Genomic DNA, 23,385 nt, shown 5'->3' with positions numbered 1-23,385 from the left:
ACTCGGTTCGTCAGCTTGTCTAGAACCTATCTCAAAATTGAAGATCAGACTCGATCGGCTATAAAGGGAAGATGATTCGACTGGCGGACGGACAATGGGAGCGCATTCGGAAGCACTTTCCGGAAGAGCACATTGCTGATGGACGGCCGGGCCGGAAGCCTATTGCGGCACGCCAGGTTCTGGAAGCCGTTCTTTGGATTCTGAATACCGGCGCGCAGTGGCACATGCTGCCGCAGTGCTATCCGAACTATAAGACCGTGCATCGTCGTTTTCAGAGTTGGTGTCGCAGTGAAGTGTTGCGACGCATTTTGACCGATATCGCCAACGAACTTCGCGATAAAGGCGCGCTCGATGAGGAAGAGTGTTTCATCGACGCAACCTTTGCGATGGCCAAAGGCGGCGGCGCAGAGATCGGCCCGACGAGACGTGGAAAAGGTCTTAAAATCATGGCGATTGTGGATCGCCATGGCTTGCCGCTTTCGGTGAGCACCCATGCTGCGAACCATCACGAGGTGCGCTTGGGTGCAGCTCTGCTTCGATTTCTACATGATCGAGGCTAAACCAGAGCACCTGATCGGCGATCGCGCCTATGACAGCGATGCGCTCGACGAAGAGCTGCGGTCACAGGGCATCGAGATGATCGCGCCACATCGTTCAAATCGGGTGAGGTCGCTGACCCAAGACGGCCGCAGGCTTCGTCGTTATGCGCGACGCTGGCTGGTTGAACGCTTCTTCGCCTGGATACAAATGGCGACGGCGTTTGCTGGTCCGATGGGAGTTCTATCCGCAGAATTTTCTCGGCTTCGTCCAGCTCGCTTGCCTGCTGATCTTGTTCCGACAATTTTGAGATAGGTTCTAGTCTCTACGCATCAATTCGGGCTGTTTAGGCCCTGCTGCGAGGATACCCAGACAAGCTGATGGCGAGCTGACGGGCAGCTGTTGTCCGGCTTAGAAAGCGTTCCGTTGTCGGACTTCTGACAATGTCTGATGCGGCGCGGCGTAGCGCTGTGGCAGAGCCTCCCGCGGGTCGCCGGCGTCGGTCGCGAACTCGGCCTGCCGTTCCACCAGCCGACGCTGCTCCCGTGGTGGTGCCCGCCACGAGCTGTGCGCCCCCTGAGAACAAATGGTCCGCGACGCCGTTGGAACGATAGCTGGTGCTGGCGTCACCAGAGATCACGCGATAGGCATTCTCATCCTTGCTACGTCGCCGGGTAGAGGACAGTGATGGCTCTTCTGATTGGGCCCAATTGTTCGAGCTCGGCCCATTAAAGTCCAATAAGCCGACAAATCGGCTTGATCGGTCATGTGCCGCGACTTAGTCCACCCGTCTAACTCGGAGCACTACTGCGGAGAAGCTGCCGATAACCGTCATCTGCTATCCACTGTGCCCTGGCGAGATGGCTGTCATAAGCGCGACGAGCTCGATTCCATTCGCAGGCTGGATCAATGTGAAGAACAACGCGCGTGACCTCACGCCAATCTCCACCCTCAGCATCCGCGTCAAGCAGCCGCCAGTATGTAGCTAAATGCTCCTCGTCATAGGCAGTCAGGCTCGCACCCGATGGTGCGACGTCATCGACGGTCAAATCGAGCAGCGGTTCGCGCACTAAAGTCTCCGAGAAGCGTCTGAGCAACGAAGTTGATCGTCGCGGTGGCGAAGACGCAGTATTCTGCGATTGTGGAATAGTTTTGGTGATGCCTGGGCCGCATCTCGTGATTCGCTTTACGCAACGACATCTGAATCGTCTCGGTGTTGGGCCCTTGTACTGCATTTGTGGCCGACTTGGCATGCCGTCAATCATGAGCTACTGCGCGCGCTCGGGTTCCCGCAAGTTCAATAAGTACCTGGCCGCAGCTTCCACGCTGAAGCTTCCTTCGAGCGGCCAGCGTGGCCCGATAGCTGTCCAGATTACTGCATCTGCGTTCCTCGTCTTTCCCCAACTAGCAATTTCATGTGCAGCCGCTTTGTGTCGCTCGAGCGCGGTGCCGCTGAACGTCCATCGTTGATGTCCGCGTAACCAATGCCCTTCGCAGATGGCGCACCTTCACGAACACGGAGGTTCTCAATTGCATCCTCAAGCGTTTCGCACGCGCTCTGGATAGACCGGGTCCTGATCGGAACGCCATTGGCCTCGTCGATGACGAGCGTCAGGCGTTTGTTATTCGAACTCGATCGGCAGCGTTGGGCCATCGAGCGACCAGTCGCCGACAGTTTTCAGTTCATCCGGACGCCAGATCAGGGAGCCCCATCCGAGAATCAGGATTTGAGCCATTTGCTACACCCAGATGATCTTTCCGTCCCTGATCCAGAAGTGAGCACCGCATTTTTCAGCAGGCACCCAAAGCGAGGGATGGAAACTAGGCTTCCCGTTTGCGACAGAGAATCGCCAGACGGGATTGCGGGATTTCATCAGGTTCACGTCGATTGTGTCGCCGCACCCGCATGGGCATTGCAGGATCGCCCATTTCGCGGGATCGCCCACGATGTAAAGAGTGCGCCCCAGCTTATCCGGAAGCTCCGACCGGCTGCCGACATGGACAATCGTCGAAATCTCGTGGCGTCGGTGAGACCAAGGCCGCAGACTCCAGAGATAGAGCCAAAAATTCCAAAACCACGTAATCAGATTCTTCATTCGGTGCGCCAAGTCGTGTCGAGGAAGGGACGAACGTCGCCCCGGCCCCAATGATAGCTGTCCGCGCAAAAGCAATCATGCTGCGATGCGATGTTGTTTGTGCGTATCCGAGTTTGATCGATGAGGAAGATGACCTCGGTGCTTTCCCGGTCCGGGCCCATGAAGCCGGTCAGGCGATGCAGAAACTCTGTCACGGCGCCGGCGGCAATCGTGGTCGTGAACGCGACCACAGCCGGTGCCGGGTCGCCGAGCTCCGGCAGGTAGCCTTCGTCTTCCAGCGCCTTTGCGCCTTCGGGATCCGTCTCACACTTCGCCTGCGCCGCAACGCGTTCAGCGGAGATACGGCCACGGCAATGCAGGCAGGCCGCGCCGTTCATCAGGGTCGTGACGCGCCCCTGAATGGATCGAATGACACCGTCTTCCGAATCGATCTTCACCCCCATGTCGAAGACCGGAACGTAGTAGTAAATGGCGAAGGAATTCAGCAAAGAACGCCCAAGCTCGTCGTCGGTGCAGCCCATGACGATGTCGCACTCGCGGAATCTCTTCAGCGCAGACTGATATGAGACCGGTTTGTCGATCAGCTCAATCTTAGTGCCAAGCCCGATATCGGCGGCCAGCCGTTGCGCGATCTTGATCTTCGCAAGGGTGTCATCAACGACGCGAGAGCCGTAGACCCGGTTGACGTTCGATGACTCGAACGTCTCGCCATCGGAAATCATGATCGTCCCGACGCCGAGCCGGATGAGCTGTTCAAGGACGCATGAGCCGGTGCCGCCGACGCCAACGATGCCGACGCGCAGGCGCGACAGAAGCCGCTGGATGTCCGGGCCGAACGCACGGACCTGGCGGTCGAAGAACGAGGGCACCTCCACCGTGCCGGACTTCGGGAACCAAAAGCGGGCGCGCCGTCCGATGATGCGGATGCGCTCGATATCTACGGTCGATCCATCCGGAAGCCACACGCGGGCGCTGGAGAAGCCCTGCCGGGTCAGCACGAGAGAGGCATGAACGCCCTGCGTCCGGATGCGTGTATACGCGGTCCTGAACAGCTTCTCTTCCTCGATGTAGTCCTGATCGGAATGGTCGAGATAGCCGTTCGCGTGGGAGTGGGCGAAGATCAGACAGGACTTCTCGTCGTTCGCGCGCTTCATCGCGCGGATGTAGGCAAGGGGCGCGATCTTCATGTGCACGGGCGACTGCTCGATGATGTCGTCGCCGGTTACCGGGATGCACGCGCGCACAAGCAGCCTGGTCTCGTTGTCGGTCTGGGAAATTCTACAGATGAGAAATGCGGCCTGTTCGTCGGTGCTGGCCGCCAGATGCGCTTCGAGCGCTTCGTAATCCTTTTCGAGAAACGTGACGGAGTAGCGCATCAGCGGCCTTTCGCCAGCTCCGTCTTCACGGTCGTCATGTAGCTGCGCAGATTATCGACGCCGGGACGCCATTTGCCGTCCGCGATGTGCCGCGACCAGCGCTGCCAGTTGCGCCCGCCGTGCTGTTCGTGCACGTCGGCCTTCACGGGGATGCCGCCATTCGGCAAGAACACGTCCGGAAAAGTCCAGAACATGTCGAGCTTCGCGTTCGGGTAGCCGCTCGGAACGATGATCAGCAGATCGGCGTTCTGCGGCTTGTAACGCGGCAGCGGGAAGTTCCGGATTACGACGTGAACCTGCTGGCCGACGCGTTCGATTGTGTGGTCGTAGCCGGCGGCGGACAGAAAATCCCTGTCGGCCTCCGGCAACAACTCTTCGACATCAGTGACCGTCACGGCGCGCCCCCGGATTGAGCGAGGACTGGGCGGTGTAGAAGTGATCGCCATTCTTCAGCACGACCTGCGTCGCATTGTTGGCGATCTGCTCATCGTCACCCTGGCCGTGCGCTTCACGCCACAGATCGTAACCGGCGGCAACATGGCCGAGCAGGTACAGCGCTGCGCCCGTTGTCGGGCTCGGCGACTTGTACTGCTTCTTGTCGATGTGGATGGTTACCTCGTCGTTGCCGCCACCATGACCCGGGTTGCCGCCGCCCTGGCCGGGATTGCCGCCACCACCATGTTCTTCATTTCCATTCGCCATTTTCACTTCTCCTGCTCGTTAGTGTTTCTTGTCGCGCGGCGGGAACGAATCCCGGCCCGGGGCAACGGTGTCCGAGTCGCGCCACTTACCGTCGCGGCCCTGGATGCGCACTTCGCCGCCGCCGAGGTCACGGACCGTGGACTTGGCCTGCTGCTCGGCGCGGCTCTGCTTGTGGTGCACGCTCTCCGGTGCGGCGACGCCGCTCTTCTTCACGGCCAGTCATCGCCGTGCCGGACGACGAACCGATCGTTTTTGGACATCATCAAACTCCGTTGTCAGGGCTTGCGCCTTGCGATTCCGCCATGGCATGATTGCCACGACCGCCATGATCATGACTTGGATTGGCGAAACCGTCAAGTTCCATATGCCGAAATCGCCATGCCAACCAGCGAACCTATTGATATCTTTAAAGAACGCCTCAAGGCTGCCCGCGCGTTGCGGGGGTTGAATCAGGCCGAACTGGCCGCCAAAGCGGGCCTGCCGCCTGCTTCCGTGTCCCATTTTGAATCGGGTCCGCGAAAGCCATCCTTCGACAATCTGAAAGCACTGGCGACCGCGCTCGACGTCACGACGGACTACTTGTTGGGACGAGCCGATACGCCCGAAGCGTCGGCAGCGACGGTTGGTCGCCTGCATCGTGATCTGGGGAAGCTCACCGAGCAGGACCTGAAGCTTGCGACTGAGTTCGTCGATCTGCTGGTGAAGCGGGGCATCAAAGAAGGCGAATGACACGGAAACCTGGCCCCGCACGTCGCAGTCTGGCCGAAGCAGCGGCAAGTTCGGTGCTGCGCCAGATGAAGATTGACGGCCTGTGGGTTGACCCGGAAGCAATCGCCGCCAGCAAGGACATCGTCGTGAAAGCGAAGCCGGACACCGCCTCCGGCGTATCCGGCATGCTGATCAAAGCCGGTGACAATTTCGGCATCATGTACGCAACGCACATCCCGAGCCGGGGCTTTCAGAGATTCAGCATCAGCCACGAGCTGGGCCATTATTGCATCGAAGGCCATCCGGAAGCGCTGCTCGCAACCGGCGTGCATCAATCGCACGCAGGATTCGTTTCAGGTGATCCATTTGAGCAGGAAGCGGATTATTTCGCCGCCGCGCTGCTGATGCCGGAACTCCCGTTCAAGAAGGCAATCGCGGATCACGATCCCGGCCTGGCCTGCGTCGAGTCTCTTTGCAAGGCGTGCGAGACATCGCTGACCGCCACAGCGATCCGCTACAGCGCCCTCACGTCAGACGGCATCGCCGTCTTGTCCACCACCGGCGACGAAATCGACTGGTGTTTCATGTCGGATGGGATCAAGCAGGCGAAAGGCTTGAGCTGGCCCCGGAAGGGCACGCCTGTGCCAGCCGGTACAGTCACAGCGCGATTCAACGGAGACCCCGACAATGTAACCTCAGGCCGACGTGAGTCTGATGAAGGGCGCCTGAACGACTGGCTGGGCGGAGATCGTATCTACCGTGTGACGGAAGAAGTGGTTGGTCTTGGCCAGTACGGTCGGACGCTCACGATCCTTACCTGCAAAAACCTGAGCCTACGTGCCGAAGCCGACGAAACGGAAGACGACGAAGATGCGCTCATCGAGAGCTGGACTCCGCGATTTAGACGGTAGGCCTCATCGCTTCAGCGCCACAGGAAGCAGCAGACACGATGCGCAATTAGGCTGCCGCTACGTCGACCTGATCAGCTATGACTGAACGTTTCCCCTTGAAGGCGCGATCCAGAACCGCAGGCAATACAGCCTTGAGACCCTCTGCCGTGATCTGTTGAAGCTGTTGAGCCTTGGTCGCGCGATTCTAGAACAAGTCGAGTTTGCGGACCAGCTCCTGCTGCTCCGACAGAGTTATGAGAGGAAAGGGAATGGCCATCACCGTGCCTTGCGAGATTTTCTTCATGGTAGGACTGGTGCCTTTCGCTTCGCGGCGTATGTAATCCCGTACCAAGGCACTTTGTAGCCAATGCCAAACGAACCTTGCGTCCGCCTTCGCAGGATCCAGCGGGTTTCATAATAAGGTCCGGGTAAATGCATGGCTCGGTGAGCCCGCTGCAAATCGCTGCATGGCCAACGAGCTCGGGCGTGTTACTGCGTGTGATCAGAAGGTCGCCTTTCTTAATCCAATATGAAGCATCTTCATCGACTGAGAGGGCTGTGCGCTTAATGGTCTGCGCATTGAATTGCCAACCGGTCACCGCAGACAATGTGAGCACAGCTGTGCCTCGCTCGTCGTTGTCACAGACTGGTGACCACCCATTCTTGGGCTTACTTAAGAGAACATCATCCAAGAGACCATCTGCCGCAATATCTTCAAAGAACAGCGTTCGTGCACTAATGCGAAGTGCGGTCAACTCACGTACGGCCTGATCACGCAACGCTTCAGCTTTGTGAAGTTGTGACGCTACACGCTCAAGGCGGCTATCGCTCGCTGCATGTCGATTTCGGGCAAAGCCATTTCTAACTGAAGAAACTTTGGAGGGTTGAGTGTGAGTTTTGATAACGCCGCCGATCCCGTAGACATCGAACGCGCTTGCTCCCAGACCTCTGGATGACGAAAATACCAGCCGAGGTACCGTTCGTCGACCTGGGTTCGATCCAGTTCATAAGTCGGAAATTTATCAGAGACGAACATCCCGTCTAATTCAGCCGGGACGACTCCGAACGTACCTTTCCAGGCAAATAGCTTATTGTAGATCACGTCGCCTTGCTTAACGACAAAATGGCTCTACTGCGTTTGGCAGGAGTGTTTCGACGGCAACGCTTGAGCCTCGCCCACATCAAATGAAGAATGTTGCTTAGTTGGATTACAAAATGCATGTCTCGACATCATTATCGCTAAGTTCAAATGCAGTCCGCGACGCCGAGTTTGCGTCGATATGTGGCTTTAACGACGAACACCTTCAGACCAAGCTGATCGAGCGTTGCGACCGCGATTCCGTCCCGCTTGTCGTGATTACCACCACGTCCGCCCGGACCTTCCTGGGCGGCGGACGCTGCCGGCGCTACCTCGCGATCGAGGAGGGGACGATGGGCGCGCGCGCCTACATGCACGACGTGCCCAACGGGTTCGACGTAGATCAACCGATCTGGCGGCTCGATCGCTTCCTCAATGAGATGACAGGAGTTTCCGCGTGAGCATTCTGAATTTTTGCGGACGCAGAAGCGCTGGGCGGCGTCCAATCGGTCGACACGACCACGGTGATCGTCCACGTCGATGATGTCGAGGCGCTGCGGGCGCTGCAGGTGAACCGGCTGGTTGCGCTCCAGAGCAGCCTTCCCGGCCATAAGTTAATTGGTGTGATCCAAAAGATCATCCGTACCGCGCTCGGTGAAGCGAAGATCGCCGATGTCGAGCTAGGCGAGGCCGCGCATCCCGAAGTCAATCTGGTTCGGATTATGTTGATCGGCACGCTGCTCGATCGGGACGGACCGCGCGCCAATGTCTTCCGCCGCACGCTTGAGACCGTCCCGGAGATCGATGCCTGCTGCTTCGCTCTCGAAGGCGAGCGCCTTACGCGCTTCATGGGGGTGATTTCGGAGGTGACCGGCGGCGCGCAGCGCCTGTCGCTTGGCGCCTATAGCTCGATCCCAACGCTCAGGCGTTCGTCAATGGCAATAGGTTGTTCCAGCGTCATGCGCTCATCGTGGGCAGCACCGGCTCGGGCAAGTCGTGGACGACCGCGCGCCTGCTCGAGCAAATCGCCGAGCTCGACAGCGCCAATGCCATCGTGTTCGACATGCACGGAGAATATGCGTCGATGGCTGGCGACGGTTTCGTCCATCTTCGCGTCGCAGGCCCAAGCGACATCGAAGCGGGGAAGGGGCTGAACGATGGTGTGCTGCATTTGCCCTATTGGCTCATGAGCTACGAGGCGCTTGTCTCGATGTTTGTTGACCGCTCCGATCAGAACGCCCCAAACCAGGCCATGATCATGTCGCGTACCGTCGTTGACGCCAAGACGGGCTTCCTGAAAGCCGGCGGTCATGTCGAGGTGCTCGCCAACTTCACGATCGACAGTCCGGTGCCTTTCAGGATGGAAACCGTGCTAGGCGAGCTCAACCGGCTCAACGCCGAGATGGTACCGGGAGCCAAGGCGGGCACTGAGAAGCAGGGCGATTTCCACGGCAAGCTCAGCCGTCTAATCCAGCGCCTCGAGGGCAAACGCACCGATCGACGCCTCGGCTTCCTATTCCCTGCGTCCGGCGTGGCGGACAGCTATGATTGGCTCGATCGCGCAGTTGAGCTGCTGCTCGGTGGCAGGGCGGCCAAAGGCGGCCACGGTGGCGTCAAGATCATCGACTTCTCTGAAGTTCCATCCGACATTTTGCCGCTGATCGTCGGCATGGTCGCGCGCATGGCCTTCCACGTGCAGCAGTGGAGCACGCAGGGGCTTCGCCATCCGGTGGCCCTGTTCTGTGACGAGGCGCATCTTTATATTCCACAGGATCCGACTTCGGGCGCCGCGGAGAATGCGATCGCTACCTTCGAGCGCATCGCCAAGGAGGGGCGGAAATATGGCGTCGGGCTGGTGGTGATCAGCCAGCGCCCCGCCGAAGTGAACCGCACGGTTGCCAGCCAGTGCAACAATCTCATCGCGATGCGGCTGACCAACGGTGACGACCAAGCTGTCGTGCGACGGCTGCTGCCCGACAGCCTCGGCGGCTTCGGCGACCTGCTTCCGGTCCTCGACACGGGCGAAGCACTCGTCGTTGGCGATGCGATTCTACTGCCCACGCGTATCCGCATTGCCAAACCGATAAACGAACCGCTTAGCGGCACGATCCAGTTCTGGGATCGTTGGGCCGACCCAGCGGCTGCGGCGACGCTCGACAAGGCTGTCGAGAGCTGGCGCCGTCAGACGCTTGTCAAATAGTTGTCTTCCGGCAAGCCTCTTCCGTATCACCATGCTGGGCGCGACGCTGCAGAAACTGATCCGGAGGGTGATCCTGCCTGCTTGCCACCATTTTTATGCACTCGTCTTGGCAGTGCGTCCGCTACGTGGTGCTGATGCCGTCCGAGATGGTTGGGGCGAAGGCAAATCTTGGCTGTCTCATCATCAACAGTCGGTACACGTTCCTGATGCCTCAGATGTAGGGCATCATCAGCATCACGATGATCGGACTTGCTTTCAACGCCGTTCTAGAGGCGTTGGAGCGGCCTCATGCGGTGAAGGCGCCGGGCACGAATTGAGTGCGGCGGTGGCTGATTGGGCTCCTTCGATGAAGGCCGCCTTGAAAGATGGGACGCGGAGAGCAACTTCTTTCATCAAGGCGACACATAGCAAATATGATCCCGAGATCTTGGCCGCAACGCCAGCTCGGTCAGAAAAGCCTACCTACGCGCCGCGCCGACTGGCCGCGGATCATTCACTACTCTTGAGACCAGCCAGCGAATTCACACGGCGCTTCGCGCCATCAGCAATCGATATGGCCATCTTCTCCGGAAATCCTTTTGGAAGCGCATTCAGCACCTGATCTATGGCTTTTGCGGCTGTATCGCCGAGCTGCTGGAAGACAGCCTTGACTGTTTTGTCGGATAGACCGCAGCTCTTAGCAGTCTGCACGAAATGTCGGCCGAGAACCGTGTGGACGACGTAATGCCGGTTGCTACCGATCGCCATGGCCAGCTTCATTTGGTTTTGGCTGATCTGTCCAGCGTCCAGGCTCGGTTGGGTCGAGATGATGTCGTAAAGCGGGGCAAGATGAAAACGTCCGCCCGGCGCCAAATGAATGCTAAAATTCTTCGCATGGCCATCGGTGGCGGCAAGCAGCCAGAACACGATCTGCGCCTTGAAGAAAATGGCCCGGTCGTCCTCAGGCGTATCGCTGCCCTTGAGGAAATCCGAGATTTTGCGGATGCCAGGTCCGCCGTCGGATTCATACTTGCGCGCGGGCGGAACCGATAGTGCTTGGCAGCAGTCTTCCTGCGGCAGCCGCAACAGCCGGCCGTCGCGCGTCCAGATGCGATCGAACCGCTCAACTGCGAGCACGCGGCGCCCGGCGAAATCGATGATGCTTGATTTGGCGACCGGCAAGCCGAGTGCGGCAACCAGCTCGAGGCACAGATGCTCGTTTTCAACGCTGCTGGTCAGGTCGATTCCGTTCGGCAACTTCCCGATCTGCGGCTTGATGATGTGCGTAGTTGCGGTCGTGCCATGAGGAACGTACCACTTGTCTTTCCAATAAAGCAGCGCTGTCTTTTCCTGCGCACCGGCCAGAGAAATACGGAAATCCTGGTCGGGGCCGATGCCGAGTGGATTGCTGGCAAGATTGCCGAGAATGGCTGCAATCTCCTGATCGCTGGCGGCACGGCCATCAATAGCGCCAGCGGCTCCGGGCGCGGCACCATCGGGCAGGAACTGCAGCGCACCAATGCAGTCGCGGCCGATGGCGGAGAGCAGGCTGTAAGCGTCGGGGCCGTCAGCATGCGCACGTTCAGCGACGCGTTGGCGAATGTCGTCATTGTCGGGCAGAAGATTGTCAAAGACAGCGACGACTGGATCGCCAATATAACGATCCTCGCGCAGAGGCAGCGACACCGAAACAGGGATGGCATTTTCCCACGCGAGCCACTGCCTGTCGTACTGGAAATCGATTGCGCCGCTGCTCTCGCGTCGCAGCCGGCCGACCAGCCGCGTGTTGAGGTAAACATTGAGCGGCGCCCGGGCAGGACGACGCGCCATCAAAAGAGATCCTCAATCGCTTCAGCCGTTAATTTGGTGCGCGGCCGGATGACGAGCTCGAGGTCGAGCCCGGCCAACGCATCCATCAGGATGCGCAGCTGCGTTGCAGGTTCGCCGGCCTCGAGCTTCGAGACTGTCGCTTGACGCGCATGCATCTTCTCACCCAGGTCACGCTGGGTAAGCTTCTTCTGCCGCCGGAAGCGTCTGATTCCAGCGCCAACTTGTTGCGGGGTGCGGGCGATCGTATCCATCAAATCACGATACGCGAGTGCGTATATAACGTCAATATGCGCGTTCGCGAATATCTATTAATTATGCGCTTTCGCGTATATTTAGGCTTAATACGCAATTGCGTATGAATAGAGAGTATAGACTCGGCGATGATGGAAAAATGCTTCATAGTTTTGGCGAAGTGGTAACAAAACGGTTGTATCTCTCGCGCCGGCAACTCCTTGTCTGGGAAGAGTTACACAAATAGATTTAATGACTTGAGGCCGGCTTGTTCCGTTATCTAAAGACCCGGACACCAAACTCCGATCCGACTTTTGGAGCCTCGACAGCGATTGAGCTGGAAAGCTATATTAGAACATACTAAGAACGAATCGATCTTCCGGTTGTATTTTCAAGACCCACTCTCAATAACAATGTTGTCCGGCACATCATGCGTTTAGCGTCGCTATCTCAGCATGAAGTCGGGCCCAGGAGCCGCGTCATTGACCTTGTTCCGCCATTTGCATGACGACGCGTTTTTGGCCTTCTCGCGCGATCACAAGCACCTGTACGCGGCCTGTCTGCTCGATCTGCACGAACGCTTCTTTTCAGGCGCACCGTCGTTTCCGACCCCGCAGCAGGTCGTCCATGCCATCTACGATGTCATGCGCGCCAACCCCGCCCTCTGGAACGAGGGCGATGATTTCGGCAGCCTTCCGGAATTGATCTCCGCGGGACGCCGCCGGATCCGCAAGGCCGACGTCGCGCTCGCTTCCGAGAAGGGCGACAAGGCGCTCGGTCTTGCCCGACAACTGTACGCTAGGCTGCTCGCCTGGGGATGGCTCGAAGAGGAGGAATACGGGCTTCGCGTTACCGTGGACATGGCTATGGGACCGCTGCTCGTGATCCAGCGGCTCGCGAGCCTCAACAAGGATCTCTCGCAGCGATTCGGCGGCTTGATCGTGCAAATCCGCCTCAACCTGGAGGCCGTTGAAAAACTGAGGCCCGAGATCACCGACCGCAAGCAGCGCGAAGCCGCGCTCGCCGTCCGCGAGGCGCGCAATCAGGCCGATCAGTTCACTAAGAGCCTGCGGGCCATTCTCGCCGACCTGAAGCGCGTCCGGCGGACCGTCATGGAGTCGAAAACAGTCGCTACCCGGCTGGAAGCCTTTTTCGAGGAGTTCGTCGACCAGCTCCTGCTGAAGGATTTCGAGTCCATTCTCACCGTCAACCATCCGTACCGCTTCCGCGACGCCATCGTCGATCTCGCGCGGAGGATCTCCTACACCCCGCAAACCATGCAGGTCCTCGCAGAGGAGTACACAGCTTCCAGCATGGCAGCCGATATCGAGGACGGTCGAATGGCCGCGGCCGACGACCTGCTGGCCATCGAAAGCGTCTTCGATCAGATCGGGGAGATGTTCGATAGGATCGAGGCCTTCCGCAGGCAGCTCGAAGCCCGGGTCCGCAACACCATTAAGTACGCCGAGCGGGGCGGGCAGGGACTGGTCGGCCGGGCCGGCGACTTGGTGCGGCGCCTGGATGCCCTACTGCGGGACGGCAGACACCACAAGGCAACTATCGAATGGAGCATCGAGCCGCTGTGGTCCCCCTGGTCGGAGCACCATCAGGCCCCGGCCAGGCAGCCGCGCCGTCCCGTCGAAGCAAGGGAGCTCGCCGAGCCGCCATCGGACCCGCTGTACGAACTGCGCAAGAAGCTCCGCCTCGAGTACATCGCTCGCATCGCGCCCCGGCCCGAGGATGTCAGACGATTCCTCGAGGGCCAGGTGCCGCCCTTCGCGACCAGGGAAGCCCGCTTCATGGAAATCGAGACCGTGGACGACTTTCTCGCCTTCGATTGCGCCCGCCGATATGCGTTGACAGGCGAGGTTCCGGCGCAGGTCGCGGCCGGGTTCGATCTTGAGCCGCGCCCAGACACGCCGCCGCACGACAGCCAATGGCTTCGGTGCGCGAACTTCGTGGTCAGGCGATCCGGCCACTTCCGGAAAGCAGAGGCAGCCCGTGCTCAGTGAGTTCGAAAACATCGAGCGATCCTTCGGCGCGGAAAAGGCAGCTGACCTCCGCAAAGCGCTGCACTTCCTGCTACGGCGGCAGTTCGTGTTCGCGGGAGATCCCCGGACTGGGACAGTCTACAACATGATCATGGATGGCCGCTTCCGCGACGTGGTCGACGGCTTCTTCGATAGTTGCGGATACCGCGTCCATCGCGATCCGGAAGCGCAATGGGCGGGCATCGTCGCCATGGACGAGGATGTGCCGCTGCCTCGAATGAAGCTCGACGAAACCATCGTCATGCTGGTGCTGGCGGCGTACTGGCAGCAAGAGGTGAACGTCGGAGCGGTCGAGGACCGGGCCGTCGTTGTCGCCACCTTGAACGACCTGTTCGATCGCTACCGTGAGATGGCGCAACATGGCGGCGGAGGCGCGATCTCGGCCGCCCGTTTCCGTGACGTCCTGCGCGAGGCGGCCCAGCGCAACCTGGTTGAGATCGGGGACTTCGACGACGAGCAGCAGGACTGCGAGATCAGGATCCGCCCGATGATCAAGCTGATCAGTGGCGGCGATGCCCTCCAACGGCTTGAGCGCTACGTCCGTAGCGAGGAGGCGCGGTTTCCGCAGCCCGCAGGAGATGAGGCATGATGGAGCTGCGACACCTCACGATGGTGAACTGGCACCTGTTCGACATCGCCGACATCGACGTGATAGGACACGTCGGGGTCCTGGGCGAGAACCGGTCCGGCAAATCGACAATCCTCGACATGGCACAGGTCGTTCTCACCGGCGGGAGCCGGCGGTTCTTGCGCCTGAACGCGGTCGCCGGCGACAGCGGAAAATCGCGCAGCGGCTCGAAGCGCAGCGTCGTCGATTACTGCCTTGGGACGCTCGGGGAAGATCAGCGCCGGCGCGACGAGGCGCGCACCTACGTGGCGCTAGGCTTCGAAGACAAAGAAGGCGATCGACCGCCGGTCACGATCGGCATGGCGCTTGAGGCGCGCAAGTCCGACAGCAGGGAGACCGTACTGGCACTGTTCGTCGCCGTTGGTACCGTTCTGAGCTCCAAGGACTTCATCGAGCAGCGCGGAAAGTCGCAATTCCCGGCGCCGTGGGAGGACGTGCGCGCCCGGATCGTCGCAGCGGTCGGCGAAGGCAACTTCGTCAATCATCGCGACCGGGCGAGCGACTACGTCCGCGAGTACATGCGCCATCTTCTGCCGCATTCGCCCTATGGCGAGCAGAACGCCAGCGCCCTTCAGAAATCAATCGTCAACGCGATGACGCTCGACCACAACCAGACGGCCACGCAGTTCGTGCGGAACTACATCCTCGAAGACAGCCCCATCGGCATCAAGGAGCTGCGCGAGTCGATCCAGACATACCGCAACATCAGCGAAACCATCAGAAAGATGCGCCTCAGGCTCGAAGCCCTGAGGGCGCTTCGGGTCGTCCTCGGCACTCTTGAAGAAGCGCACGAGACCAAGTTCAGGGAGGAGTGGATCGCAAAACGCGCGACTTGGCTCGCGGCGCGCGCGATAAACCTGGACTTCAAGACCAAGCGGCGTACCGAGATGGCGCGCCGGGACGCCGCAGCAAAAGAACTCGATTTCATCGACGACGACGTCAAGGCCATCGATAACGAGATCGAGCGCCTCACGGCCGCGATCGCCGAGCACGATGCCAAGACCGGCAGAAAGTCCCTGCAGCAGACCGCCGATGCGGCCGGGCAGGCGGCGCACCGCGCCTCGGCGGACTTCAAGGCTCGTCTGGAGAACATCCGCCGCCTGGAGCCGCTCCGCCCGATGTGCGTGGACGGTTTCGAGGACTTCGTTCCTGCCCTTGAGCGTCTTCTGACCGCCACCGCCGGGGCCGACATCGGGCGCGTCTCCGACGAGCTCTCCGCGGCCGAGAAGTCCTTCGCGGCAAGCGGCCAGGAATGGCTGCCGAAGATCGACGAAGCGCGCCAAAGGATCATCGCGGAGCTTTCCGGGCTCCGAGGCCGCCGCGACGAGGTGCTCGAACGGATTCGACAGCACGCCGCCGGAGGGGCTCGGGCCTATCTCGGCGATGACACTGAACTCCTCTGCCGCAGGCTGCGGCAGAGCGGAATGGTCCCGCGCGTGCTCTGCGAGATCATCGAAGTCGCCGAACCCGAGTGGGTGGGAGCCGCCGAGGCGCTCCTCGGCCGCGACCGAGAAGCCGTGTTCGTGGACAGAGGGGATATCAGCGCCGCCACGTCGATCTTCAAGGAAGGTCGCCGCGAGTTTCGCCATGCATCGCTAGTGAGTCTAAACAAGCTCGAGCAGTTCAGGGCCAAGCCGGAGCGCGGTACTTTCCCCTCGATCTTCCGGAGCCAGGATCCGGACGCGATGGCCTTCATCATGCGCCGCTACGGCACGGTCCGCCTCGCGGATACGCTCGACCAGTTCAACAGGCCGGGGCGGGCTATCATGAAGGACGGCCTCTACGACGACGGACTCGTAAGGACCCATCGCTGGATCGAAGCCTCGCAGCACAAGATTGGAAAGGCGGCCCAGGCGAACGCCCTGCGCTCCCTGCAGGATCAGGCCGAGGAACTGGATCGGCTCCAAACGGAAAAGAGCAAGGAGGCCCAGGCGGCAGAGCAGGCCTTTGCCGCTCTGAAGAACATCTGCGAGGAGCGTGACGATCTGAAGGCCAGCGCCGCTGCCTTCGCAGCCGCGCAGACCGAGATCGCCGAAGCCCAGGCGAGGCTCGAAGCGCTTGACGGGGCGGGCGACGGCGGACTTCGCGACAAGAAACGAGCGCAGCAGAAGCTGAAGGAGAAGAGGCTCGACGAGCGAAAGATCCAGCAGAAGGCGTTCGGCGAGCATGACGGTGAGGTCAGATCGGCAGAGAGGAGGCTCGGAGAGGGCGAAAACGTACCCGGCTCCGAGCTTAACCTGCGGGTCGCCCGGTCGATCTATCGCAAGACCTTCCCGCTCTACTCCGCCGCAAAGGGTAGGATCGTGTACCGCGAGCGCCTCAATGCCGCAGCTCAAAAGGGCTTCGCGGAGAAACACCGCGCCATCGCGGACAGGGCACTAAAGGATGCGGACGCCTCCGACGCAGAGCGCGCCCGCATCGAGCGGCGGGTCCGCGAGCTCCTCTACGATTACTTCGACCAGTTCGGGATGAGCTCGCAAGTCGGCGCGGAGAGCGAGCCGCTGAGAGAGGTAAAGCCCTGGATGGAGCAGCTCATCGCGGATATCGAATCCAACGAGCTGCGCCAGTACGAACGGCAGGCTCGGGAAGCGGCGGAAAAGGCCTCCACCCTGCTGCGCGGCGAGTTCATCAACGCGCTCACGGCCCGGATCGGCAAGATGGAGCGGGAGCTGCAATCGTTGAACCGCAGTCTCTACGCACATCCCTTCCACAACGAGCGTTATTCATTCCACCGCACCCAGGTCGTGGAGTTCCAGCCCATCTTGAAGATCATTGAGATCGCCAAGACGTCCCCGGAGGCGCTCGACATGTTGTTCCGGGGCGACGTGCCCGACGACTTTCCGCACAAGGATACGATCGTCGCACTCGAGGCGCTGCTTGAGGACTCCGACAAGGATTTCACCCAGTTCGAGGACTACCGGAATTTTTACACCTTCGAGATTCACATGGAGGATGTCGCCACCGGCCGCTCGACGCGCTGGGAGCAGCGGCGCGGGACCGGGTCTGGCGCCGAACAGCAGGTGCCTATCTACGTCGCCATCGGCGCTTCGCTGGCCGCCGTCTACGGCAGTGCGGAGCGTCGTGCCGGCAAGCCCGCCGGTTTCGCCCTGGCCATGTTCGATGAGGCCTTCTCCAAGATGGACGGCAAGAACCAGCGGCAGATGATGAGCTTCTACAAAAACCTCGGCCTGCAGTTCGTGATCGCGGCGCCGTTCGAGAAGCGGGTCGCCGTGCTCGAGCACATGGACACGATCGTGGAGGTGGACCGGATCGGCGAGCAATCCAGGGCGACCGTGGTGGAACTGAAAGAGAAGGCCAAGCGCGAGCTGATGGCCATCGATCCGGACCTGATGTCCGAAGATGAGCTCGCCACCCGTCTGGCCGCCGAGTAGCTATGGCGCGACGTTTCACGGACGCTAACCGGCTCCTGAATGACCTGCTCGATCGCTTCGAGGCCGGGGCCGCAAGCCCAATCGCCCACGCCGACTATGCCGCTTTCTCGTCGGTCGTCGCGGCGGACGCTTTTCTGAACCAGATCAGGAGAGCCGAAAGTGCCGGCGCGGTGTCCATTGGCTGGGGGCGCGGCGCCAAACGAGACCAAGTGGCGCACATGCGGTTGGCCTCGGCGGAGATCTTATACCGATATCTCGGCCGCACCCCGGCGTCACGCATCGCGGAGGACGCCGCCGCGCGGCTTGTAGCCGGAGTGGCGCTGCACGAGTCCCTGAAGAACACCGGCTCTCAAATCGCAGAGGTGTGGGCGCGGGGTAAGACGTGGCACGGATTCGGTTCGTCCGACGTCGACACGCTGCGCCACGCATTCGTTCTCGCGCAGGCGATCCTCGATAACAAGCATCTGGACGTCGACTACAAAACTTTCTCGCGACGTACGGTGGGGCACAGCAAGATACTCGAACGCATTGAGGGTGCCGTGGTCCGGCTTTTGAGCGGCATAATGGACTTTCCACCTGGCGCCCGTCCCCGCGAGGCACTGCGAGCGATCGGACTGGAGCGCTTCGCGCCTCCGCTGCTGATCGCGGGCAAGATCGACCTCGACGGAGCCGATCTTTCCAGCATATCTCCGCACTATCTCGGAATCGCTCCCAAGGAAGCAGATCGCATCCGCTTCCGGGAGCCACCGGCCTACGTTCTGACGATCGAAAACTTCGCAAGCTTCAACCGGCACATCGCCGAGGCGGACCCCGGCCGATTAGGAACGACCATGTATGTCGGCGGGTACCCCTCGCTTGCCACGCAGCAGGCGCTGCGGACGATCGCAGGATTGGTATCCGAACAGACGCCGATCTTTCATTGGTCGGACATCGATCCGGACGGCACCTGGATCTTCCACACCATCGAGCGCGCCGTCCACCGACCGATCCGTCCCCACCTCATGAGCGTCGAAGTTGCCGAGCGCTTGGGGCGAGTGCCGTTCAAAAAATCGGCACCCGCTCGGTGTCCACCGGACTCCGGTATCGCCGCTTTGGCAGCGTACCTGGCGGAAGATGGAGCCAAGACGCTCGAGCAGGAAGAACTCGATCCAGTCCTGCCAGAGCTTCATTAGAAAATGCGCGCGGATCAACGCGGTGTCGATCCGGATGGCCAAGCCGTCGTGCAGGTGAGGTCGTGCTCGCGCTTAATCGGGTCCCGACACTGCGCTACAAGCCTTGCGGTCCCTCAGTCAAAGACTGAGCCCGATTGAAGTGAGCAACTGAAGTCTGCCGGCACTGCATTGCGTGCGGTGCAACTCTCCCACGACCGGCAGAAGCTGCGCAGTGTCGCCAAGGAACTTGCCATGGAGTTCGGGCTGCCTTTGCCTGACCGTCTTGCGCAGGACCGGGGCGCGGAGCGCCAGCGCAAGAAGGAGCAGACCCTCGCCGAGAAAGCCCAGTATGATGAAACCGGGATCGACCCGGTGCAGCTCCGGGCGGAGATCACGGAGGCCTACCGCAGGTCGGACAGTGCGGAAGCGTTCCAGGCGGCGCTGAAGGAGAAGGGGTACGTCTTATCGACGGGTGACCGGCGCGCGTACGTGGTAGTCGACCGTTTTGGCAAGGTGCACAGCCTTGCGCGCCAGATCGAGGGCGTCAGGACGCGCGATCTCAATAAGAAGCTCTTATCCATCGAGCAACAAGTTGCCGGGGTCGACGAAGCCAAAGCCGGGATCAGGCAGCGCGACGCCGCCGCGAAATTGCGGATCGACCAGCGGGTCGCTCGCGGCATGGCGGAGCGGTCGGCCAAGTTATCGGCCCTGCACCGAGCCCGGCGGCAAAAGCTCGACGTTCGCGCGCAGGAGCTGGCGACCATACATGCAGCCGAGCGCATGTGAGGCAATGCCTTACGTTCGCCATCCGAGCGCGTTGTCATCGTCGACGAGCTGATTACGGAACTGCGTGACAAGCACAATGGCTGGGACAACTTCCATCATGAGCCGCCAGTAGCTGCGCAGCTCTATTCTTATGTTCCGGACCAGCAATCGATCTTCGACAACCTCGCGCAACGACTTTTCAAGACCGTTCTCATGTGCCGAATCGGCAGAGGCGTCTCGTACTGCGGAGGCTTGTCACCCGGCGGTAGGGGGGTTACGACGCAATACTATCGCTCGCGGGCGACAGGTTCGCAGCGCATGTGATGGTAGCGTTGTCGGACTTTGAGGTTCGCGCGCAGCTTGGCAGGACACTGTGCCGCACGCATGCAAAAACTGCGCTTACCCTAGTGAGGGCAACAGTGATCAATCAATGCCTGCAAGAATGCCTCGATTACTTGATTGCAAACATCGAGGCCAACCCCGGATGTGCCATGGCTCCGAATTCAAAAAGTTGTCGGCTGGTCACATTAATTGGAACTAACGTTTGCGCGCGGCGGCTTCTTAATCCTGCTCTGGCGCTTAGGAATATCACTGCCATCTTGGTCGTGTTGGCCAGAACGTCGTCAGACGGTAGCTGCTCGCGCCGTCTTGGGCAGGCTGCTGCATAATGCCGCCCGCTCCGGGTCGATCATCGTGCGAAGTCGTTCCAGATGCTCAGAGGGCACATGCATGCGAGCGCCGTTCAAAGCGCTCAACAATGCGTCAGCTTGCGCCTGGACACCGATAGCCAATGCAATGGCGTCATGCATCAGAAACTCTACGGTGCACGCGACGAGGAGCCCTGGATATTGGCTCGCGCATAGGGATCTTGCCTTGCGCTCGTCTATGAGCGCGATCCCGGAAATCTCTTTCGCATAAGCGATGGTTGCGGCTTCACCGTCGTCAAGTGTCTGCCTGGCAGAACCGTCGATAAGGCTTTCATAAACCGCCATACCCGGACCGCTAAGAGGAGCGCGGCGTATGAGGCCTGCGTCAATCAGCTCAAGAAGCTGTTCGTGATCCCTATAGCCCTTCTGAGATCCCGCTTTTAGCTCAGCCGCGGCGTTCTCCGTGATCGAAAACGGGTTAGGCACAGCCTTCACTATATCTGCAGCGCGAGCCGTGGCGTTCAAATTGATCATAACGCTGGCATCGGCAACTAAACCCACGCGGCGATTAGTGAGGAAGCTTGACAAGCTCATTGGCTTCGCTTTCCTCTTTTTCCGCGCCCTCCAGAAGCTCTCTTACCTCGTGGCGATTTAGTTGCAGCAACCGGGCAAGTTGTCCTTCGCTATAGATATCCTTCTTCCACGCCTCGCGGGCGAGAAGGGCGAGACGCGGCGGGACCAAGCCCTGCGCCCGGGCGGTATAGACCCTTTTGTCAGGCAACTCGCCAAGCACCTGACGGACTTGATCGTCCGTAATCCCGCCATTAGCGACAAACCAATCCCAGGTACCCTCGCGGGCGAGTTTCAGTTCCTCCAATCGGCGCACCATAGCTTCACGCGACACGCCCGAAGTGTGGGCAAGAAGGATGATGTGGCGGCGCGTGAGGTGAGATTGACCCGCGGTCATTTCCGCGAATTGTTGACGCACAACCCGTGCCGGCGTGATGAAAGAACGCTGAAAAGCGTTGGCATAACGTTCTTCCCTCGACGCGAAACGCTCGTCATCCGTCAGCACTTCGGGCTGACGGCGGGTCGAAATAAGATGCGCGGTCTCATGCACTCCTGACTGCAGCAGCCGCTCAGGGGGATGATTCGCATTCAGAAGAATACATGCGCCCGCGGTCTCATCATAAGCAAAGAGGCCCGATACCTTGCCGTTGAGGGGCCGCACGTAGACGCGGACGCCGAGCTGTAAATCCAAGATGGAAACAATATCGGTGATTGGGCCGGGTCCCAGGCCGAGCCAATCGCGCAGCTCTTGCGCATCCTGCTCCGCCTGCGCTCGGATATCGCCCGGCAGGATTGGCCGCTCGGGAGGATAATTGCGCGTACGGACGACGCCCAGGGCATTCTCAAGCTCCACTTCGGCGCGGACGAGGTCGTTTAGGAGGCGCGTTGCAGCTTCTACCGCATCATCGCTGCTTTCCTGCAACTTTCGGAACCGAGGCACCATATCAAGATGCACCGCCTCACGCCGCAAGAGAGCGTTCGCGGAAGTCCGATAAGCGATAGCGAGCTTTTGCAGCTCATCCATCTGGACGCGGCGCTTTCCCTGTTCGATCGCAACAAGGGTGGTACGCACAACTCCAATCTGGGCGGCGGCATCGACCTGCGTCAGCTTCGCGTTCTCACGCGCTAGCCGCAGGCGCTCGCCGACTTCCTTGTCCGTTAGTCTTTCGCCGCTCATTGACTCGCCCGCGTCCATTTCCTGATGAACGAGTTTTCTCCCAACCCGTCCAAAAAGTTGCTCCATTCCGCAGCATGCCGTTCGAGCATGCCGATAATCTTGTCCTCGGCGTCTGCGGTCGAAATTCCGAGTGCCATCCCTGTCAAAATGGCGTGCCGCTGGACAGCGGGACGCGCATTTGCCCCCGCCATGTCCGCCATATGATCGAGGTGAAGTGTACCCGCGATCGCATATTGCTCGAAAGCGCGACTGTTCCGCGTAAAGTCAGGGTGAATCGCGGCATCGAGCGACGGCGCACGCAGATCCGTGCAGATATAGATTCCATCCTCTTCGCGCAATCCGGCGGCGTGTACACTCATGCGGCGCAGCATGCAGGCCGCGCATATGCCGCACTGTAAATGTTTGTGATCGAGCGCGCTCCAGCGCACATCTCTCCAGCAAGATCGCGTCGTTTTCCACGTCTCGCTTTCTGGCAGCGTAGTGAATTCGCGCAGCGTCTCGCCCTTCGTGTTCCAAAGACGCGGAAACACAAACTCCACCGGATTTTTTAGCAATGCCGCGAGGAAGCGGGCCATCCGCTTTGTGAAGAGAGGATGATTTCGGTAATCCGGGTAGGCGTGACTGACGGTTACCAGAGCAGGACCGATTGAACCCTGGCCGCTCTCCGGCACCAGAATTTGCCGGGCATCGGCGAGGTAAGCGGCAAGACCGCTGATCAGCGCGAATTTGAAGCCACGGGTCCGGGCGCTTGATTCGCGATTGCTCGTCTTGATCTTCTTGAATCTGTAAGGAACTCTCGCGAAAGGCTGCGGCTGACCGTCGATAGTGGTTTTGTCGGCAGCTTTGGAGCCGACGCGGACGCGGACGAGTTTGTCGCCGAGCGTTTTGCCTGCGAGGCCCGCAACAGCCAGGGAATCCATGCCTTCGCTATATGCGATCACGGCCTCGGTCGGGCGCGGGAACGGTAGGCATTCCTGAATTGGAGCCGCGACAGATTTGGACCGCTGTACAAATTCAAGCGTCCAGAAGTCACCCGTGAGGAAACCGAGCGCGTCATGCAGCGCATTGGAAACTAGAGGATCACTCCAGCGAAGGGGATCATGCACGGGAATTCGCAGGGTGATGCGCCGCGCCCAGCCGCGTGAAGGACGCTTGACTGAGAGATCAGAAAATTCAATAGAGGCGGAAACGACCATTGCATCGTAGATCACGGTTTCCCAGCGGGCGAACGCGTAGGACCTTAGCGCCTCGATGCTGAATTCGAGATTTTGGTCGAGATTAAACGCGATGCGTCCTTTGCGCGGCTTGCGGCCTCCTTCGACTATATCGATCGATTTCTCGCTGATCGTCGCGTTGTATGCCGTCACGGTCATAGGG

At 60.1% G+C, this 23,385-nt stretch carries 23 protein-coding genes; 11 read left to right on the top strand and 12 right to left on the bottom strand.

The features are described 5' to 3' along the window. Positions 1–71: 71 nt before the first annotated feature. The gene (locus GPL20_RS39160; protein WP_205751153.1) at positions 72–560 is read left to right on the top strand and encodes an IS5 family transposase; all 489 of its coding nucleotides are present in this window, start codon (positions 72–74) and stop codon (positions 558–560) included. After that, the gene (locus tag GPL20_RS39155; RefSeq protein ID WP_205751152.1) at positions 547–852 is read left to right on the top strand and encodes a transposase; all 306 of its coding nucleotides are present in this window, start codon (positions 547–549) and stop codon (positions 850–852) included. The genes GPL20_RS39160 and GPL20_RS39155 overlap by 14 nt, the downstream gene beginning before the upstream one ends. Before the next feature lie 476 nt (positions 853–1,328). Here the strand turns inward: GPL20_RS39155 and GPL20_RS39385 are convergent, their stop codons facing one another. The 6 genes from GPL20_RS39385 to GPL20_RS10525 form a co-directional block, all read right to left on the bottom strand. Next, entirely contained in the window at positions 1,329–1,607 is a 279-nt protein-coding gene (locus tag GPL20_RS39385; protein ID WP_254125170.1) for a DNA -binding domain-containing protein, read from the bottom strand. A gap of 669 nt (positions 1,608–2,276) precedes the next feature. Continuing rightward, positions 2,277–2,633, bottom strand: coding sequence for a ubiquitination-like system serine protease family protein (locus GPL20_RS10545; RefSeq protein ID WP_157329485.1), 357 nt, complete (start codon positions 2,631–2,633; stop codon positions 2,277–2,279). Further along, complete coding sequence (locus GPL20_RS10540) at positions 2,630–4,009, bottom strand: HesA/MoeB/ThiF family protein (RefSeq protein ID WP_157329484.1); 1,380 nt, start codon at positions 4,007–4,009, stop codon at positions 2,630–2,632. Before GPL20_RS10540 ends, GPL20_RS10545 begins: the two co-directional genes overlap by 4 nt. Then, positions 4,009–4,404, bottom strand: coding sequence for an E2/UBC family protein (locus tag GPL20_RS10535; RefSeq protein WP_157329483.1), 396 nt, complete (start codon positions 4,402–4,404; stop codon positions 4,009–4,011). The genes GPL20_RS10540 and GPL20_RS10535 overlap by 1 nt, the downstream gene beginning before the upstream one ends. Then, positions 4,391–4,711 (bottom strand): hypothetical protein, encoded by a 321-nt coding sequence (locus tag GPL20_RS10530; protein WP_157329482.1) that lies wholly within the window; start codon positions 4,709–4,711, stop codon positions 4,391–4,393. The genes GPL20_RS10535 and GPL20_RS10530 overlap by 14 nt, the downstream gene beginning before the upstream one ends. Before the next feature lie 18 nt (positions 4,712–4,729). After that, positions 4,730–4,924, bottom strand: coding sequence for a DUF2188 domain-containing protein (locus GPL20_RS10525; RefSeq protein WP_254125172.1), 195 nt, complete (start codon positions 4,922–4,924; stop codon positions 4,730–4,732). A 39-nt stretch (positions 4,925–4,963) separates the two neighbouring features. Between GPL20_RS10525 and GPL20_RS10520 the strand changes: the two genes are divergently transcribed. Beyond that, a complete protein-coding gene (locus GPL20_RS10520; protein WP_246250264.1) occupies positions 4,964–5,440 on the top strand; it encodes a helix-turn-helix domain-containing protein in 477 nt (158 codons plus the stop codon). Next, positions 5,437–6,330, top strand: a complete 894-nt coding sequence (locus tag GPL20_RS10515; protein WP_157329481.1) for an ImmA/IrrE family metallo-endopeptidase — start codon at positions 5,437–5,439, stop codon at positions 6,328–6,330. The genes GPL20_RS10520 and GPL20_RS10515 overlap by 4 nt, the downstream gene beginning before the upstream one ends. A gap of 784 nt (positions 6,331–7,114) precedes the next feature. On the opposite strand, the gene GPL20_RS10510 is transcribed toward GPL20_RS10515, so the two are convergent. Beyond that, a complete protein-coding gene (locus GPL20_RS10510; RefSeq protein ID WP_157329480.1) occupies positions 7,115–7,411 on the bottom strand; it encodes a restriction endonuclease subunit S in 297 nt (98 codons plus the stop codon). A 113-nt stretch (positions 7,412–7,524) separates the two neighbouring features. On the opposite strand from GPL20_RS10510, the gene GPL20_RS10505 reads away from it, so the two are divergent. Further along, a complete protein-coding gene (locus tag GPL20_RS10505; RefSeq protein WP_157329479.1) occupies positions 7,525–7,848 on the top strand; it encodes a hypothetical protein in 324 nt (107 codons plus the stop codon). A 509-nt stretch (positions 7,849–8,357) separates the two neighbouring features. Next, positions 8,358–9,587, top strand: coding sequence for an ATP-binding protein (locus GPL20_RS10500; RefSeq protein WP_254125174.1), 1,230 nt, complete (start codon positions 8,358–8,360; stop codon positions 9,585–9,587). A gap of 489 nt (positions 9,588–10,076) precedes the next feature. Here GPL20_RS10500 and GPL20_RS10495 read toward each other — a convergent pair whose 3' ends face one another. Continuing rightward, positions 10,077–11,396, bottom strand: coding sequence for a type II toxin-antitoxin system HipA family toxin (locus GPL20_RS10495; RefSeq protein ID WP_157329478.1), 1,320 nt, complete (start codon positions 11,394–11,396; stop codon positions 10,077–10,079). Next, on the bottom strand, positions 11,396–11,647 hold the full coding sequence (locus GPL20_RS10490) for a helix-turn-helix domain-containing protein (protein WP_129144881.1): 252 nt from the start codon (positions 11,645–11,647) through the stop codon (positions 11,396–11,398). The genes GPL20_RS10495 and GPL20_RS10490 overlap by 1 nt, the downstream gene beginning before the upstream one ends. 462 nt (positions 11,648–12,109) lie before the next feature. Between GPL20_RS10490 and GPL20_RS10485 the strand changes: the two genes are divergently transcribed. The 5 genes from GPL20_RS10485 to GPL20_RS10465 all read left to right on the top strand — a co-directional run bounded on the left by GPL20_RS10485 (position 12,110) and on the right by GPL20_RS10465 (position 19,635). Beyond that, complete coding sequence (locus GPL20_RS10485) at positions 12,110–13,639, top strand: Wadjet anti-phage system protein JetA family protein (RefSeq protein ID WP_246250262.1); 1,530 nt, start codon at positions 12,110–12,112, stop codon at positions 13,637–13,639. Continuing rightward, positions 13,629–14,267 carry a DUF4194 domain-containing protein gene (locus GPL20_RS10480; protein ID WP_309143213.1) on the top strand — a complete coding sequence of 213 codons (639 nt, stop codon included), beginning with the start codon at positions 13,629–13,631 and terminating at the stop codon, positions 14,265–14,267. The genes GPL20_RS10485 and GPL20_RS10480 overlap by 11 nt, the downstream gene beginning before the upstream one ends. Beyond that, positions 14,264–17,698 (top strand): SbcC/MukB-like Walker B domain-containing protein, encoded by a 3,435-nt coding sequence (locus GPL20_RS10475; protein WP_157329476.1) that lies wholly within the window; start codon positions 14,264–14,266, stop codon positions 17,696–17,698. Before GPL20_RS10480 ends, GPL20_RS10475 begins: the two co-directional genes overlap by 4 nt. Before the next feature lie 2 nt (positions 17,699–17,700). Then, positions 17,701–18,870, top strand: coding sequence for a Wadjet anti-phage system protein JetD domain-containing protein (locus GPL20_RS10470; protein ID WP_157329475.1), 1,170 nt, complete (start codon positions 17,701–17,703; stop codon positions 18,868–18,870). A gap of 231 nt (positions 18,871–19,101) precedes the next feature. Then, positions 19,102–19,635, top strand: coding sequence for a hypothetical protein (locus GPL20_RS10465; RefSeq protein WP_205751150.1), 534 nt, complete (start codon positions 19,102–19,104; stop codon positions 19,633–19,635). A gap of 602 nt (positions 19,636–20,237) precedes the next feature. Here GPL20_RS10465 and GPL20_RS10460 read toward each other — a convergent pair. The 3 genes from GPL20_RS10460 to GPL20_RS10450 are packed head-to-tail and all read right to left on the bottom strand — an operon-like array spanning position 20,238 to position 23,381. Beyond that, positions 20,238–20,855 (bottom strand): PIN domain-containing protein, encoded by a 618-nt coding sequence (locus tag GPL20_RS10460; protein WP_157329474.1) that lies wholly within the window; start codon positions 20,853–20,855, stop codon positions 20,238–20,240. Continuing rightward, positions 20,830–22,008 carry a helix-turn-helix domain-containing protein gene (locus tag GPL20_RS10455; RefSeq protein WP_246250259.1) on the bottom strand — a complete coding sequence of 393 codons (1,179 nt, stop codon included), beginning with the start codon at positions 22,006–22,008 and terminating at the stop codon, positions 20,830–20,832. Before GPL20_RS10455 ends, GPL20_RS10460 begins: the two co-directional genes overlap by 26 nt. Further along, a complete protein-coding gene (locus GPL20_RS10450) occupies positions 22,005–23,381 on the bottom strand; it encodes a 7-cyano-7-deazaguanine synthase (protein WP_157329473.1) in 1,377 nt (458 codons plus the stop codon). The genes GPL20_RS10455 and GPL20_RS10450 overlap by 4 nt, the downstream gene beginning before the upstream one ends. Positions 23,382–23,385: the final 4 nt, after the last annotated feature.

This window comes from Bradyrhizobium cajani (assembly GCF_009759665.1).
GTDB classification, from domain to species: domain Bacteria; phylum Pseudomonadota; class Alphaproteobacteria; order Rhizobiales; family Xanthobacteraceae; genus Bradyrhizobium; species Bradyrhizobium cajani.
Note: the sequence above shows the minus strand (reverse complement) of the source record. Positions and strands in the feature narration are given on the sequence as shown.